At 62.6% G+C, this 15,862-nt stretch carries 14 protein-coding genes; all 14 read left to right on the top strand.

All coding sequences use genetic code 11. From position 1 onward, the window contains the following. Positions 1 to 101 precede the first annotated feature (101 nt). The 14 genes from G489_RS0109530 (at position 102) to G489_RS0109460 (ending at position 15,826) form a co-directional block, all read left to right on the top strand. Positions 102 to 1,349, top strand: coding sequence for a M24 family metallopeptidase (locus G489_RS0109530; RefSeq protein ID WP_162142421.1), 1,248 nt, complete (start codon positions 102 to 104; stop codon positions 1,347 to 1,349). An 80-nt stretch (positions 1,350 to 1,429) separates the two neighbouring features. Next, entirely contained in the window at positions 1,430 to 2,488 is a 1,059-nt protein-coding gene (locus G489_RS0109525; protein WP_029041357.1) for an ABC transporter substrate-binding protein, read from the top strand. 51 nt (positions 2,489 to 2,539) lie between these two features. Beyond that, entirely contained in the window at positions 2,540 to 4,279 is a 1,740-nt protein-coding gene (locus G489_RS0109520; RefSeq protein WP_029041356.1) for an ABC transporter permease, read from the top strand. Continuing rightward, entirely contained in the window at positions 4,276 to 5,349 is a 1,074-nt protein-coding gene (locus G489_RS0109515; protein ID WP_029041355.1) for an ABC transporter ATP-binding protein, read from the top strand. The genes G489_RS0109520 and G489_RS0109515 overlap by 4 nt, the downstream gene beginning before the upstream one ends. A gap of 158 nt (positions 5,350 to 5,507) precedes the next feature. Then, positions 5,508 to 6,059 (top strand): cupin domain-containing protein, encoded by a 552-nt coding sequence (locus G489_RS0109510; RefSeq protein ID WP_051332491.1) that lies wholly within the window; start codon positions 5,508 to 5,510, stop codon positions 6,057 to 6,059. 45 nt (positions 6,060 to 6,104) lie between these two features. Continuing rightward, a complete protein-coding gene (locus G489_RS0109505) occupies positions 6,105 to 6,917 on the top strand; it encodes an alpha/beta fold hydrolase (RefSeq protein ID WP_029041353.1) in 813 nt (270 codons plus the stop codon). Further along, entirely contained in the window at positions 6,910 to 7,746 is an 837-nt protein-coding gene (locus G489_RS19890; protein WP_051332490.1) for an IclR family transcriptional regulator, read from the top strand. Before G489_RS0109505 ends, G489_RS19890 begins: the two co-directional genes overlap by 8 nt. Further along, on the top strand, positions 7,736 to 8,656 hold the full coding sequence (locus G489_RS0109495) for a VOC family protein (protein WP_245578864.1): 921 nt from the start codon (positions 7,736 to 7,738) through the stop codon (positions 8,654 to 8,656). Before G489_RS19890 ends, G489_RS0109495 begins: the two co-directional genes overlap by 11 nt. Next, a complete protein-coding gene (locus tag G489_RS0109490; RefSeq protein WP_029041351.1) occupies positions 8,653 to 9,441 on the top strand; it encodes an SDR family oxidoreductase in 789 nt (262 codons plus the stop codon). The genes G489_RS0109495 and G489_RS0109490 overlap by 4 nt, the downstream gene beginning before the upstream one ends. An 11-nt stretch (positions 9,442 to 9,452) precedes the next feature. After that, on the top strand, positions 9,453 to 11,126 hold the full coding sequence (locus G489_RS0109485) for a thiamine pyrophosphate-binding protein (protein WP_029041350.1): 1,674 nt from the start codon (positions 9,453 to 9,455) through the stop codon (positions 11,124 to 11,126). Beyond that, entirely contained in the window at positions 11,123 to 11,947 is an 825-nt protein-coding gene (locus G489_RS0109480; protein ID WP_029041349.1) for an aspartate dehydrogenase, read from the top strand. Before G489_RS0109485 ends, G489_RS0109480 begins: the two co-directional genes overlap by 4 nt. 8 nt (positions 11,948 to 11,955) lie before the next feature. Next, on the top strand, positions 11,956 to 13,446 hold the full coding sequence (locus G489_RS0109475; RefSeq protein WP_029041348.1) for an aldehyde dehydrogenase family protein: 1,491 nt from the start codon (positions 11,956 to 11,958) through the stop codon (positions 13,444 to 13,446). Positions 13,447 to 13,474: 28 nt separating this feature from the next. Next, positions 13,475 to 14,599, top strand: coding sequence for an FAD-dependent monooxygenase (locus G489_RS0109470; RefSeq protein WP_029041347.1), 1,125 nt, complete (start codon positions 13,475 to 13,477; stop codon positions 14,597 to 14,599). Positions 14,600 to 14,911: 312 nt separating this feature from the next. Next, positions 14,912 to 15,826, top strand: a complete 915-nt coding sequence (locus G489_RS0109460; protein ID WP_029041346.1) for an ABC transporter substrate-binding protein — start codon at positions 14,912 to 14,914, stop codon at positions 15,824 to 15,826. Positions 15,827 to 15,862 lie beyond the last annotated feature (36 nt).

Raw genomic sequence — 15,862 nt, 5'->3', positions numbered from 1 at the left:
CCCGTTTTGCCGTTCAGTAACATATTACTGTTGCCATAATAATGATCGGTGATATGGTACAACTAAGGAAATTGGCTAGTCAGCGAAACAGGAGATGGCTGGTGGACATACCGAGCGCCTTTAACACGGCAACCGATCAGGAGCAGGAATACAGGTGGAGCCGCACACGCGCCTTCATGGACGAACATGGGCTCGATGCGTTGCTGATCTTCGGTTCAGATCGCAGCGACAGATATGACGCCGGCCAGTACCTGACCTATGACCGGCGCTATCAGCATCTCGTTTTTCCGCGTGAAGGCGAACCGACAATGATCGCCTTTGCCGCCCAGGTCGCCACCCAGAACATGGTGGCGGGTGAGCGGGGCCAGACAAGCTGGATCAACGATATCCGCACTGGCGCCGTGACCAGTCTCGGCCCGGAAATCCTCAGGGAGAAGGGTTTAGACAAGGGCCGTATCGGGGTGATCGGCGCCGGTTGGGGTGGTCCCTTCTTCCGATACGGCTGGGTACCCAAGGATGCCTGGGAGGCGGTTTGCGAGGCGCTGCCGGATGCAACGGTGGTGCCGGTGACCCAGGAGTATGGCCTGTTGATGGCCCAGCGAAGCCCGGCCGATCTCCGGCATCTTCGCCATGCCGCCGAGGCCGGTGACGCCGCGATCAGGGCCATGATGGATGTGGCCCGGCCCGGTGTCACGGAAACCGAGATCTATGCGGCGGGATACGCTGCCCAGCTCAAGCTCGGCATGCGGGTCACCTGGATGCTGTTTCAAACCGGTTTCGAGAATCCGTCCTGGGGCGAACCGACCTGGCTGATCAGGGGGCATCGCCCTCGTGTGCTCGAGGCGGACGATATCGTCGGCGCGGAAATCTTCCCGAACTTCGCAGAACTCAACACCCATGTGAACATGTGCTTCACCTTGGGCGAGGTTCCGGATCAGACTCGCCGATGCCACGATATCGCGCGGGAAAGCTACGAAATCGGGCGCAGCCTTTTGCGGCCCGGTGCCAGCTTCCGCGACGTCTACGAGGCCATGGAACAACCGACACGCAAGGCCGGCGCCTGGCATCTGACGCCCCAGATCGCCGCACTCAATCCCCTTCTGGGTGGCGGCCCGTCGGCTGACGGCATTCGCGATCAACTGCCGGATATGGCTGTAAGATATCCGCATGTCGACGGTGGAGAGCGCATGCCCTTCGACTATGAAATCAAGGAAGGCATGACCTTCTCCCTGCAGCCCGACTGCAGGTTCGGACGCCATTGGTCGCTGATCGGCGGTGTCGTAGCGGCCGTCGAGGGCGGCCTCGAAGAATACAATGAACTGTCGCCGCAAATGAACAGTGTGAGCTAGGCACAGCGGACCGTATCGTTATGACGGTCCGGGTCCCGTCTTGCGCCGCACACAAAACTGGACAAGGAGGAAATCCAGCAATGCGAAACTTGAATCATGCCATCAATGCGAGGACCGCGGCAGCGGTCTTGCTCGCTGCCGGCCTCAGCACCGGCGAGGCGCTAGCCCGGCCACAGATCCCCGATGGGATTTCGGCCCTGTTTCCCGCCGCACAACAAGAGGGCAGTGTGTCCTTGTTCGTGAGCACCGATGCGCGGACCGCCGAAGACGAGGCCCGTCTGGAAGAGGCGATCTCCACAGATCTCGGGATCGATATCGATATCCGGCTGGTCAGCGGCGCGCCGGACCCTGTCTATATCCAGCAACTGGTCCAGCAGCATAATGCGGGGGTCGAACCGCCGGTCGACATGCTGGTCACGGTGCCGACCTTGCTGGGCGTTCTCAACGATGCCGGGGCGGTCGCCCACACGGACTGGTCCGCGCTTGGCGCGGCGACCGACGATGTTGCCGAGCAAGTGCATGGTCTGTTCGTTGCCGAGTTCGCTCGTCCGGTGATCTACAATACCGACGTGCTGAGCGCCGACGAGGTCCCGACAACGCTCGAGGAATTGTTGAGCGAGGAATGGGCAGGCAAGGTCGTTACCGCCGCGCTTCCGGACGTCTTCTCTCCCTGGGCGATCGGGCTTGGCGAGCAGGGCGCGCTCGACATGGTCGAGAAGCTGTTCGTGGACCTGCGCGTCGGCATCGCGCCCGCGCCGACCGCCATCCGTACCCTTGTCGAGAGCGGGGAATACCCGATCGGTTTCGGTATCCGCATCTCCGGCGAGCAGATCGAGAACAAGTCCCCGGTGGCCTATGCCCCGATCAAGGCGCCGCTTGTGCCGCGTTTTGCCGGCATTCTGGAGAATTCGTCTCACAAGAATGCGGCGGCCGTCGTCGGATGGTGGTTGTCGGCGACCGACAGCGGCCAGCATCTGGCAGCAGAGGTGCTCGACTGGCCGCGTCACACCATTCCCGGTTCCGACCTTTATGACATGACGGAGCTGATGGGCGGTGTTTACGCCGCGCCCGCCGGCTGGTGGATGAATGAAGGCGTTGCCGCCGGCAAGGCCATCGCCGACCTGCTTCGGGACCTTTAACACGCTTGGGGGCACGGCTTCCGTGTCCCCTTTTAATCGCGGAATTCCCTTATGACCCGTCCGGACGGACCAGCCCCGACAATCTTCGCCCATCGCCGCGACCCGATCGGTCTCGCCGTGCTGATCCTTGCCGGCATCGCGATTGTGCTTTTGCTTTTGCCCATCGCCGGGCTCGTTCTCAGCAGCCTGACATCCGATGAAACCGGGCGGTTCGACTTTTCGAATTATGCCGCGATCGTGGGGTCGCGGAAGTTCCTCAGGGTGATCGGGAATACGGCGATCCTGGCCTTTGGCAGCCTCGCGGTGATGTTTGTCGTCACCATCCCGCTGGCCTGGCTCTTCGCGCGAACCGACTTCGCCTGGCGGGGCGGAATTCTTGTTGCCGTGACCAGTCAGATCGCAATTCCCGGCTTCCTGGTCGCCCTTGGCTATATCTTCCTGCTCAATCCCTCCAACGGCCTCGCCAATCTCTGGTGGCGTGAGGCGGGCGGAACAGGGTCCATCATCAACATCTACTCGATGCCCTGGATCGTGTTTCTGCAGGGTCTCACAATGGTCGGGCCTGCCTTCTACTTTCTGGCGCCGGCCTTCTCCTCGATTGACGGATCGATCGAGGAAGCGGCCAGCGTGCACGGGGTCGGCAAGCTGAACACCCTCACCCGGATTCTCCTGCCCATGTCGGCGCCGGCCCTGATCAGCACGGGCCTGTTCTTCCTCGTGATTTCGGTCGAGACCTTCGATTATGCGGGCATGCTGGGCATGCCGGCCCGCATCGATGTGATTGCCACCTGGATCTATCAGTACACGCAGTCTTCCATGAGCGTGCCGCAATATGGGCATGCCTCCGCAATCGGCACCATGACGGCGGCCGTGCTTTTGATGCTGATCCTCTTGCAGATGCTGGTCTTTGCGCGTCAGAGCGACGCCGGAACAATCGGGGGCAGGGCGAAATCGGCATCGGTCAGGCTCGGACCCGCCGGTAAGCTTCTCGCCAAGGCCGGCTTTGTGCTCTACGCCTTTGCCGGGATCGGCCTGCCGTTTCTGATGCTGGTCTGGACCGCGCTCCTGCCCGTGCCGCAGCCTCCATCGCTCAAGGCGCTACAGGACGTGTCCCTTGAGGGATTCGGTCCCCAGTTCTGGGCGGAGCTGCAAAATGTCGGCGGCACCACCCTGTTCATCGCGCTGGTCGTGCCCAGCGGAGTGCTCGTCCTGACTGTCGCGATGGCCTGGATGTCGGGTCGGGTGAAGGCGCTGGGCTGGATGACCGAGCTGGTCACCGTGGTGAGCCTGGCCGTCCCCTCGATTGTGGTGGCCGTGGTGTTCAACCTTGCGGGCCTGGCCATACATCGGCACCTTCCGGTCTACGGAACCGTCTGGCTCCTGATCATGGCTATCGGCGTCCGATACGTCGCCACGGCTCACCGTATTACCGAAAACGCCTTTCGGCAGTTGAACCCCGAAATGGCGGAATACGCCCGGACCGCAGGCGTCACGTCAGGGCGGACGCTGTTCGGCATCATTATCCCCTCGATCCGGACGGGCCTGATCTTTGCGTGGTTCTGGGTGGCGCTTCTGACGCTGCGGGAACTGCCCATCACGCTCATCATGAGCAACTACGATCTGCAGACGCTGGCATCGCGGATCTTCCTCTACAACAGCTCCGGCCAGACACGTCAGTCCGCCGCCCTGTCACTGGCGCTGTTTGCGATTGTCGCCGTCTTCCTTGCCGGGTTTCTCCGGCTCACCCGGCGCCCTGCCTCTTCAAGGAACAAGGACAACAGTTTCGCATGACAGCCATAGCCCTGCGCAATATCGAGAAGCGATTTGGCGGCAATAACGGCCTGTCGGTTCTCCAAGGTCTCGATCTGACGATTGAGGAAGGTGAGGCCTATGTCCTGCTCGGACGATCGGGCTGCGGGAAAACCACGACCTTGCGTCTGATTGCCGGTCTCGAGGAACCAAGCGGCGGTGAACTGTTGATCAGCGGAGACGCTGTCTATTCACCCGCCAAAAAGGTCTGGGTACCTCCCGAGCAGCGTCCCATTGGCATGGTGTTCCAGTCATACGCCCTGTGGCCGACCATGACCGTGATGGAGAATGTACGCTTCACCCTGGCGCATGGCCGCACCCGGTTGAAACGCGCCGAGGCGCTGGAACGCAGCCGCCAGGTCCTCGAGATGATGCAGATCATGCATCTGGCGGACCGGCGGGTCACCCAGCTCTCCGGCGGCCAGCAGCAACGCGTGGCTCTGGCCCGCGCGATTGCCCAGAGGCCGCGTATCCTGCTCATGGACGAGCCGCTGTCCAATCTCGATCCCCAGCTTCGCTCCGATGTGCGTGGCGAGCTTCGCAAGCTGTGCAAGGACCTGGGTATCAGCTCGGTCATCGTGACCCATGACCGGGACGACGCGCTGGGGCTTGCCGATCAGGTCGGGGTCATGTCGAACGGCAAGATCCTTCAGCAGGCCGAGCCGGCAACGGTCATGAACCAGCCGAGATCCCTGTTCATCGCGCGGCTTTTCGACGAGATGAACACCTTCTCGGGTCGCATACTGGCCCTGGAAGAGGGGCTAGCCAGCATTGAGATTGCCGACCGGACGCTGCAGCTTCCCGCGCAGGAGTGGATGAGCCTGGAGCAGCAGGTTACCGTAGGCGCAAGGCCCGCCCGCCAGCACTTTGCCGATGAGGGAATGGCCGGGACCATCATTGAATCACATCTTGAGGGCCAGATGCGCCGCAACAAGGTGGATGTCGATGGCGCTGTGCAGACCATCTATCACCACGGTGCCGCCCTCGAGGTCGGGACCCGAGTCCACATCGCCACCGATGAGAATGGCTGGCTGGTGTTTCCCGGCGACTAACCACAGCAAGCCGCTGTGATTTCGCGGCTTCATCCGGACGAATTCGACAGAGTTTTCTTGACGGCACTGCCTATTCAATGCAATCATAATTGAACAATATGTTCATATTTGAACAACAACTGCGAGATAGTCGCCGACCCAAAAGGAGTTCCTTCGAGATGGCAGAACTGGCAAAGATCCCGATGATCAATCCCCCGGATGTCGAGATTCCCGATGGGAAGACGCTCGGCGAATGGATCGAGTCTCGCGTCGCACGATATGAAACGCGCACGCTGGATTGGGATGCACTCAAGTTTCAGGCCGACTTCGACCCGAAATACCGCCGCGCGCAGATGCGCTATCTCGGCACCGGGGCCACGGGCGTCAGCGACGATGGAAATGTCGTGCCAGCCGAGAATTTCACCTTCTCGACAATGGTGCTGCCGGCGGGCTGCGAGGGGCCGCTGCATATCCACACCGACGCGGAAGAAGTGTTCTTCATTCTCAAGGGCCACAAGATCCGCCTGTTCATCGAGCATCTCGGTGAAACCATCGAAACGGTCCTCACCGAGCGCGATCTGATCTCGGTGCCGCCGGGCGTCTATCGCGGCCTCATCAATGAGGGGATCGAAGAAGCCCTGATGTGCGTGATGATCGGCAATCCGAAGCCCGTCACACCGAGCTATCCCCCCGAGCATCCGGTTTCCAAGATTCCCCGGAACAAGAAGTAGCACGGTTCGCGGCGCGCTCAGCGCCGCGGATTCCGAGAGGTCGCGATGGTGAATGAGCATGTCATCGATGGAATGAAGGTGGTCGAGCGGCCGGGCTCCGGCCCTGCGGTGATGTTCCTGCATGGCATCGGATCGTCAGCAAATTCATTTGCGCCCTTGTTCGAGCGGCTTCCCGCACATTGGAGGCTGCTGGCTTGGAACATGCCGGGATATGGCGGCTCGGTGCCGTTTGATCAGCCCTGGCCCTTGGCCGAGGACTATGCGGATCGATTGCATGACTTGATCAGGGCGACCGGTGACGGCGCGCTCCATCTCGTCGGGCATTCATTGGGGGCGCTGGTTGGCGGCACCTTCGCCAGCCTATACCCCGAATGGGTCGACCACCTGGTCCTGATGTCCTGTGCCATCGGACATGACACGGCGCCGGGCGGTGCACTGTCCGCAGGCGCCCGTGAGCGGCTCGAACAGTTGGACAATCTCGGTGTACGCGAGTTCGCACGGCAACGTGCGCCGGGCCTGGTTCACGACCCCGCCTGCAATTCCTGCATTGTGGACCAGGTCCGGGACGTCATGGGAACCATCGATCCTGCCGGATATCGCCAGGCGACAGGGATGCTGTCTTCCGGCGCGCTCATTGACAGATTGGCCGGTCTTGAGGTGCCCACTTCGATCATTGTCGGCGAGAACGACATGATCACGCCGCCAAAGACGAACATGGCGGCCCATTCCCTCCTGCCCGAGGCCATCCGGCGCGATTTCATCATGATCGATGACTGCGGGCATGCGATCTATCAGCAGCAGCCGGAGCGCTGCGCCCGCATCCTCATCGACACATTCGGCGGAGACCGGCATGACTGAAGACAACAACAAGGCCTCGCAGGATCTGATCGTGCCACCGGTCCATCGGGCGGCGAAGCTGTTGCGCTATATCGGCGACGGCAACCGGTGCCAGAACCTCTCGACGGCGGCCAGACAGACGGGCCTGAACAGGACAACCCTGCTGCGGCTGCTCAACACATTGGCCATTGAGCATCTGATCGAGCCGATCCCCGATGGGGGCGGCTACCGGCTGGGTGTGGGGCTGATCTCGCTCGCGGCGGAAGCGCTTTATTCGCGGGACGTCATCGAGCTGGCGCGCCCGGTGCTGCAAAGCCTGGCCGACGAAATGGGCCTTTCCGCCCATCTCGGCGTGATGGCCGGCAGCGAGATCATCTATCTGCTGCGCGCCACCCCTGATGTGCACCTGGTTTCCAATGTGCAGGTCGGCAGCCGAATGCCCAGCCATGCGGTGACGATCGGCCGGGCCCTGCTTGCCAGCATGGACGACGCGGAAATACGCGATGCCCTGCGCGACGTGGAGTTCGTCAAGGTCAGCGACCAGACCCCCATGTCGATCGAAGGGGTGCTTGAACAGGCCCACCGGGACCGCTCGCTAGGACAGGCCTGGTCTCTCTCCGCTTTCGAGAAAGGGCTGGGGTCCTGCGCACAGGTCGTGCGCGACCATACCGGCCGGGCTGTGGCCGCGATCAATGTTGCGGGGCCCGAAGGGCAGTTTTCGGCAACCGGCGGCAAGCGCGATCGCATTGCCAGTGCCGTTGAGAAGGCCGCCGCAAGGATTTCCGGCGCGCTCGGTTTCACGGGCGCCGCCGGCAAAGGACAGGTTGAAGGAGGACATGGTGAGCGCTGAAACCATTCGCGTCGGCGCCCTGCGCGGCATTGTCATGCGTGGGCCGGCCATCAACGAGACGCTGGCATTCTACGAGGAAAACTGGGGCCTCAAGCTCGCCCGGGACGACAAGGACACGATCTTCTTGCGCGGCACCGGCAATGAGCCATTCATCTATGGCCTCAAGAACGATCCCACCTATGGCATCGAATATATCCATTTCGCGATGCCTGACCGCCAGTCCGTCGAGGCCCTGCATCGTCAGATCGGCGACCGGGGCGGATATGTGCTCGGCGAGCCGGCGGAGATCGGCGACGGTTTCGGCGGCTACGGGTTCGAAATGCTCGATCCTGACGACCGCAGGCTGCGCTTCACCTGCGAGATCGGAATCATTGACCCGATCGACGATCCCGTCCGCCCGCGCAAGATTTCGCATGTTGTCCTCAATACCCCGGATATGGGGGGCACCGAGAAATTCTATATCGACGTGCTCGGCTTCAGGGTAAGCGACTATTCGGCGGATCAGATGGTGTTCCTGCGCTGCAGCACGGACCACCATTCAATCGCGCTGGTGCGCGGCAATTATCCCAGCGTCAATCACGTGGCATTCGAACTGCCGAACATTGACGGGTTCATGCGCTCGATCGGCCGCATGAAGCAGATGGGCCAGGTGCCGAGCTGGGGACCCGGCCGGCATGGCCCGGGCGACAATCCGTTCGCCTATTTTGTCTCGCCATCGGGCTTCGTCATCGAGTTCACCTCCGAACTTCAGCAGATCGACGAACAGGCCCACATCGCCCAGATCTGGTCGCGTGACAATCCCGAGAACATGGACCGCTGGATGACCGCCGGACCGCCGACCCCGGCCATGCGGGCGGTCATGCAGGGGCGTCCGGATCCCGGCTTCAGGCATCTGAGGGCAAATTCATGACCCCGGATTTTGAGGGCAAGGTGGTTGTCGTCACCGGCGGCACCTCGGGCATTGGGCTCGCAACCCTCGAGCGCCTGCTTTCCGGTGGCGCCTCCGTCGCCTTCTGCGCCCGCAACGGTGATCGGGTCACCAAAGTGTGCAAGGACATGGCGGCCCGCTTCGGCGAGTCACGCGTGTTGGGTCAGGTCGCCGATGTGCTCGACGCCGATGCCTTTTCGGCATTTGCCCGGGCAGTCGACGACCGGTTCAGACGCTGCGATGCCCTCGTCAACAATGCGGGGCAGGGACGGTTATCCACTTTCGCGGATACCAGCGATCAGGACTGGCGCGACGAGATCGAACTCAAAATCTTCAGTCAGATCAACCCTATACGCTCGTGCGAGGCCATGCTGCGCAGGTCGGGTGGCGCCATTGTGGTGGTCAACTCGCTGCTCGCCTATCAGCCCGAACCCCATATGGTGTGCACCTCCGCCGCGCGGGCTGCCGTGCAAAGCCTGGTCAAGTCCCTGAGCGTGGAATTCGCCCCGGAGGTTCGCGTTAACGCGATCCTGGTGGGTCTGGTTCACAGCGGGCAATGGGAACGACGGTTCGAACAGCGCACCGACAAATCCCAGTCCCGCGAAGCGTTTTTCGCCGAACTCGCGGCCAGAAAAGCCATTCCGCTCGAACGGCTGGGGCGGCCCGAGGAGGCGGCAAGCGCCGTCGCGTTTCTGGCCTCTGACGCCTCCAGCTACATCACCGGCGCACATCTCGATGTGTCCGGTGGACTCTCCCGTCACATTTAGAAAGTCAGTCTATGCCGACCGCCAATCCGGACGTGACGCAATCGGTTGCCCACTACATCGTCAGCTATATGGCAGATATCGGTGTGACGACGGTTTTTGGCGTCATCTCCATACACAATATGCCGATCCTCGATGTTCTGGCCGCCGAAGACCGGATCAGGTTCGTGCCTGCGCGGGGCGAGGCGGGCGCCATGAACATGGCGGACGCCTATGCGCGGGTTTCCGGCGAAATCGGCGTGGTTCTCACCTCAACCGGAACGGCCGCCGGCAACGCGGCGGGCGCCCAGGTGGAGGCGCTGACGGCGGGAACGCCGCTCCTGCATATCACGACCCAGGTCGACCTCGAATTCGCGGATCGCGACCGGGCTGCCATCCACGATGTGCCGCGCCAGCCCGATATGCTCCGGGCGATCTCCAAATCCTACTTTCGGGCCTGGAGCGCCGATGCAACACCGGGCGCGCTGGCTGCGGCGGTCTCGGATGCCCTGTCGGCGCCTCGGGGGCCGGTCACTTTCGAGATACCCGTCGATGTCCAGCGTTCGGACATGACCACGCGCCCCGCATTGGGGCCGGCATGCGTAAGCATGCCGGGCGTTGCGACTGCGGCAATCGATGACTTGGCCCAGCGCGTGCGAAATGCCCGCAGGCCGATGCTGTGGCTTGGGGGAGGCGCGCGTGGCGCGACAGTCGAAGCGCGCGAACTCGTGCGGCGTGGCTTCACGGCGGTAACCAGCACCAATGGCCGCGCCGTGGTGGAGGAAACCAATCCCTCGACGCTGGGCGCATTCAACATGACGCCGGCGGCCCAACGCATCTACCGACAGGCGGACCTGATGCTGGTTGTGGGGTCGCGATTGCGCGGTAACGAGACCCATAACAATCGCATGACCCTGCCGTCGCCCCTGATCCAGATCGACGCGGATGCGTCCCAGGCGGGCCGCAACTATCCTGTTGATCTGTTTGTCCATGCGGATGCTCGCGAGGCCCTGGCGCTTTTGATCGATCGACTGCCTGAGGCGCTCGATGTGGACCGGAACTTCCATTACGACGTGGCGGTCGCCCGCGCGCAGTCCGAAGGTGAGTTGCGGTCCGCACTCGGCCCCTATCAGGAAATTGCGGAAACGCTGCAGACCCGGATCTCAGCAGGCGGGCACCCCTGGGTGCGCGACGTGACCATCTGCAACTCGACCTTCGGCAATCGTTATGTGCAGATCGCCGATCCTCGACACGGCGTCCATGCGCTTGGCGGTGGCATTGGGCAGGGCGTTGCCATGGGCGTCGGCGCGGCACTCGCCGGAAGTGGCGCCAAGACGGTGGTGCTGCTGGGCGATGGCGGCACCATGCTGGGCCAGGCAGAGATGATCACGGCCGTCGAGGAACAGGCCGATCTGGTCTTCGTGTTGATGAACGATCAGGCCTATGGGGTCATCAGGAATATCCAGGACGCCCAGTATGGCGGTCGCCGGCACTATTCGGCGCTCAAGACACCGGATTTCGAGCAGCTTTGCCGGTCGATCGACTTGCCCCACCGCCGGATCGGCAGTGCCGAGGCCTTCCCCGAAGCGCTGGACGATGCCCTCGGAACCACCGGACCCTGCCTGATCGAGGTCGATATGCTGGCCATCGGGCCGTTTGCGCAGGTCTTTGCCGGTCCGCCGGCCGGGGCGGCTGGAGGTCAGACATGACCGTCCGGCACCTCGGAGTCATCGGTATTGGCGCAATCGCCAAGATGCTGCTGCTTGAACTCGCGAAAAGCAACGATGCCGCGCAGCCCGGTCTGACGGTTCTGTGTCGGCCGGAGCGGTGCGACACGGTCAGGGACTGGCTGGCCGTGAACTGGCCGGGGCGCGCGAATGTCGCGGTGTCGGCTGCCGAACTGGCGGCCTCGACGCCCGATTTCGTTGTTGAATGTGCCGGTCAGGCGGCATTGGCGGAATATGTTCCCGACATTCTCGCCGCCGGCATCGAGACTGCCATCGTGTCGGTCGGCGCATTGGCCGACCTGCATTTGTTCGATGCCGTCAGGCAGGCTGCGGCCCGTGGGGGAACACGTGCCGTGATTGCGCCGGGCGCCGTCGGCGGCCTCGATGCGCTGTCCGCCTATCGGCTCGCCGGTCTCGACAAGGTGGTCTATTCGGGGCGCAAGCCGCCCGTCGCATGGAAAGGATCGGTCGATCCCGATGCGGTCGATCTCGACGCGCTCACGGCGCCCCAAGTGATTTTCGAAGGTGACGCCAGGCAGGCGGCATTGAATTTTCCCAAGAACGCCAATGTCGCCGCCACCATCGCGCTTGCCGGCAACGGGTTCGAAAAGACAGCCGTGAAGCTGATTGCCGATCCCGGGATCGAGCTGAACATCCACGAAATCGAGGCCTTTTCGGCCATCGGCAGGCTGCGGTTCTCGATCGAGGGCCGCAGCCTGCCCGGTCAGCCACGGACCTCGGCAACGACGGCCTTCAGCGCCTTGCGCGAGATCCTGAACCGGTCCAGCCACATCAGCATCTAGGGTGCCAAATGACGTATGACATGCCCAGCGGGGAGATATTTGTCGCCGGAGAGTGGCGGCGTGGCCAGGGGAGGGACATCCGCTCCGTATTTGCGGCGGATGGCACGGAAAACCTGACCTTCAAAGGAGCCGCGCAATCGGATGCGGACGATGCCGTCGACGGGGCCGCGACGGCGCAGAAGGCGTGGGGCGCCTTGAAGCCATTCGAGCGCGCCCGTCATCTCTACCGCATCGCGGATGCCATAGAAGCCGATGCGTCGCGGCTGGCCTATATTCAAATGCGCGACACCTCGAAGTCGCTGCGCGAAACGACGGCGCTCGTCAGATCCGCTGCCGGCACCTTCCGGTATTTCGCCGCCGTGGCCGAGACCCATGACGAACAGCTCACCAGCGCGCGCGGCGAGTATCTCAGCCTTTCGGTTCACGAGCCCCTTGGCGTCGTTGCCGGGATTACCCCCTGGAACTCGCCCATCGCCAGTGACGCGCAAAAGGCCGCGCCCGCGCTCGCTGCGGGCAACGCCATCATTCTCAAACCCTCGTCCTGGGCGCCGTTGACCAGCCTGGCGCTCGCTGAAATCGTCGAGCAGGCCGGTTTGCCGGCGGGGCTGTTCTCGGTCCTCCCGGGGAGCGGCTCGGAGGTCGGCAACCGGCTTGTGGAACATCCTGATGTCGCCAAGGTCTCCTTCACCGGCGGCACCTCCACCGGCTTGAAACTGGCCGAAATCGCCGCGCGAAAGCTGATGCCGATTTCCCTCGAGCTTGGCGGCAAGTCGCCGACCATTGTCTTCGAGGACGCGGATATCGACCTGGCCATCGCCGGCATCCTGTTCGGCGTGTTTTCCTCGACCGGGCAGTCCTGCATCGCCGGTTCGCGCCTGTTCGTGGCGCAGGCGATCTACGGGGAATTCATGGACCGCCTCGTCACCGCCACACGGCAGCTTCGGATCGGTCATCCGGAAGACCCGCGGACCCAGGTCGCCCCCATGGTGCATGCCGATCAGCGCGCTTCGGTTGCCGGCTTTGTCGAGGCGGCCCGCGAAGAGGGCGGGCGTGTGCTTTGCGGCGGCAGAGCGCCCGAAGGTCCGCACTATGCCGATGGCACCTATTTCGAACCCACCATCATCGACGAGGTGTCGAACGACGCCCTCATCTGCCGTGAGGAGGTTTTCGGCCCTGTTCTCGCGGCCATGCCCTTCTCCGGCGATGATGAGGTGATCGCCCGCGCCAATGACAATGCCTACGGCCTCGCATGCGGCCTATGGACGAGGGACCTTCCCCGTGCCTGGCGGGTGGCGCGATCGGTTACCTCAGGCACGGTCTGGGTCAACACCTACAAGCAGTTCTCGATATCCGCGCCGTTCGGCGGGGAGGGAATGAGCGGCATGGGCCGGGAAAAGGGCCGGCAGGGCCTTCTCGCCTATATGGCCCAGAAATCGGTTTATCTCGACACAAGCGGTGCGCCCCATCCCTGGGCCGATTGGCCTCCCGCAGGTGAGTGAAGCGCGCAGAACGACCAGGAAGACGGATATGACGCAATTGAATATCGGAATCTGCGGTGGCGGCGTGGGTGGCTTTTGTGCCGCCATAGCCCTTGCACGGTTCGGACACGATGTGACTGTTTTCGAACAGGCGCCCGAATTCCGGCGGATCGGCGCCGACGTCAATCTCACGCCCAATGCCGTCAAATGTCTCGACGGGCTGGGTGTGGGCGACCGGCTTCGCGAGACCGCGGCCCGGCCGGCGTTCCGGATCAGCAGAACCTGGGATACCGGCGAGGAGACCTCGCGCCTGCCCATGAGCGAGGCGGCGGCCGAAACCTATGGTGCGCCGCAACTCACCATCCATCGCGGTGATTTGTTGCGGGCGCTCGAGGACATGGTCGAACCACAAAGAATTCGGCTCGACAGCCATGTTGAGGGCGTCGCGATGCAGGACGGCAAACCGCAGGTCGTTCTCGCCTCGGGAGAACAGGTCGGTTTCGATGTTGTCATCGGGGCCGACGGCATCCACTCGGCCGTGCGCGAAGCACTTTTCGGTCCGGACGACCCCGAGTTCACAGGGCTGGTTTCCTATCGCGCCGTTGTGCCCACGCACGCGGTCGATGTGCCCAATCTCGACTGCTTCACGAAATGGTGGGGTCCGACCCCGGATATCCAGGTCGTGACCTTCCCGCTGCTTCGCGGGGAGGAGACCTTTGTGTTCGCCACCACATCGCAGTCCGATTGGACGGAGGAAGGCTGGACCGTCGCCGGAGACGTCGAGGAACTGCGGCGCGTCTATGCCGGCTTCCATCCCGATGTCCGCGCACTTCTGGCCGCCTGCCAGAGTGTCACCAAGTCGGCGCTCTATGTCCGGGAGCCGCTTGAGCGGTGGAATAGTGGTCCGGTGACCATTCTCGGCGACGCCGCACACCCCATGGTGCCCTTTATGGCTCAGGGCGCGTGCATGGCTATCGAGGATGCGATCGTGCTGGCGCGGGCACTCGAAAAGGCCGGGCCCGCCGATGTCGAGGACGGCCTCGCCCGATATGCCGCGGCGCGGCAGGCGCGGACCGCCAGGGTTCAGGAGAATTCGCGCGCCAACACCTGGCTCAAATCCGCCGGGAACGCGGATTGGGTCTATGGCTATGACGCGTGGAACGTCCCGATCTGAGGACAGGGACGACCACGCCACACCCCCCGCCGCCGACGGGACTTTCGCACCAATCCACTGATCCATTGGATCCGACAATTGACAGTCAAAATATAATTGATAAAGTCAATGAAAATGAAGACTGATATGGGAAGGGAGTGGTGGGAAATGCGATCAATGCGCATCATAAAGCCCAGATTAGGGCGGATGATGTTGAGGGCGCTCCTCATAAAAAATGATGAAATCATATAATAATTTGTCAGCGCAAAGCACGGTCCGGTGCGATCGATCGTCGGTTGCCCTCGACGTGCAGGGTGAAGGGTGCCGCCTGTCATGAAGTTGAGAATCGATCACCATCCCGACCCGATGGTCGGCATGATGCCCCTGTTCTATGCCATCGATACGGGACTGTTCGGGCGGCATGGAATTGAGCCCGAATTTGTCGCGCGCACCAACGTCCAGGCGATAGAAGACATGCGTGCCGGCCGGATGGACATTTCCTTCTCCGGTCCGACCCTCACCATCATGGCGCGCGAGAAATTCGGTCTCGACACAAGGTTCATATCGGCTGCGGCCCTGCGCGGATCATATGGCGGTCGCGAAGCCGACTTCATGAACATCGTGGCGGCCAACGGCGTGGAGATCGCCAGGCCGAAGGACTTTGAAGGCAAGAGGCTGGGCGTGTTCGCGCTCGATGGCGGGATTACCCATTCCGGGCCACTCTATCTGTTCAACAAGCATGGTGTCGACGCGACTGCCATCCAGTGGCGCACCATGCCTTTTCACCGGATGGCCGACGCCATGGCCGACGGTGAAATCGACATTGCCGTTAATGTCGAACCCTTTGTGACGATGATGCTCAGACGCGGCCTGGGCAAAACGGTCGATGAGGTTTTCGGCGGTGGTTCGCTGGCCATGGCGACGACGGGCAATCCCTCGCTCGTGTCCAACTGGTGGACCACCCGCGAAACCTATGATGCCCATCCGGAGTTGTTCATCGAGACCAACGCTGTCCTCAACGAGGCAATCGAACAGATTTATGCCGATCCCGAAGCGGGGCTCGATGCAATGTCCCGGCAGACGGGGCAGGACCTGACATTGGTGCGCGAGATCGGTCTCAGCACGAGTTTTCTTCATGCCTGCGCAATTGATGCTCCCGAAATCCGGGAGATGTATGAGCGCTGGGCGGGGGTGCTCAGGGGCGCCGGACTACTTGAGAAGGAGGTTGACTGCAGCGTGTTTTTCTAAAGCCGCCCGGGAGGAAACGGGTGGATCATCAAACGG

Origin of the sequence: Cucumibacter marinus DSM 18995 (assembly GCF_000429865.1) — a bacterium.
In the GTDB taxonomy this organism is placed as follows: domain Bacteria; phylum Pseudomonadota; class Alphaproteobacteria; order Rhizobiales; family Devosiaceae; genus Cucumibacter; species Cucumibacter marinus.
Note: the sequence above shows the minus strand (reverse complement) of the source record. Positions and strands in the feature narration are given on the sequence as shown.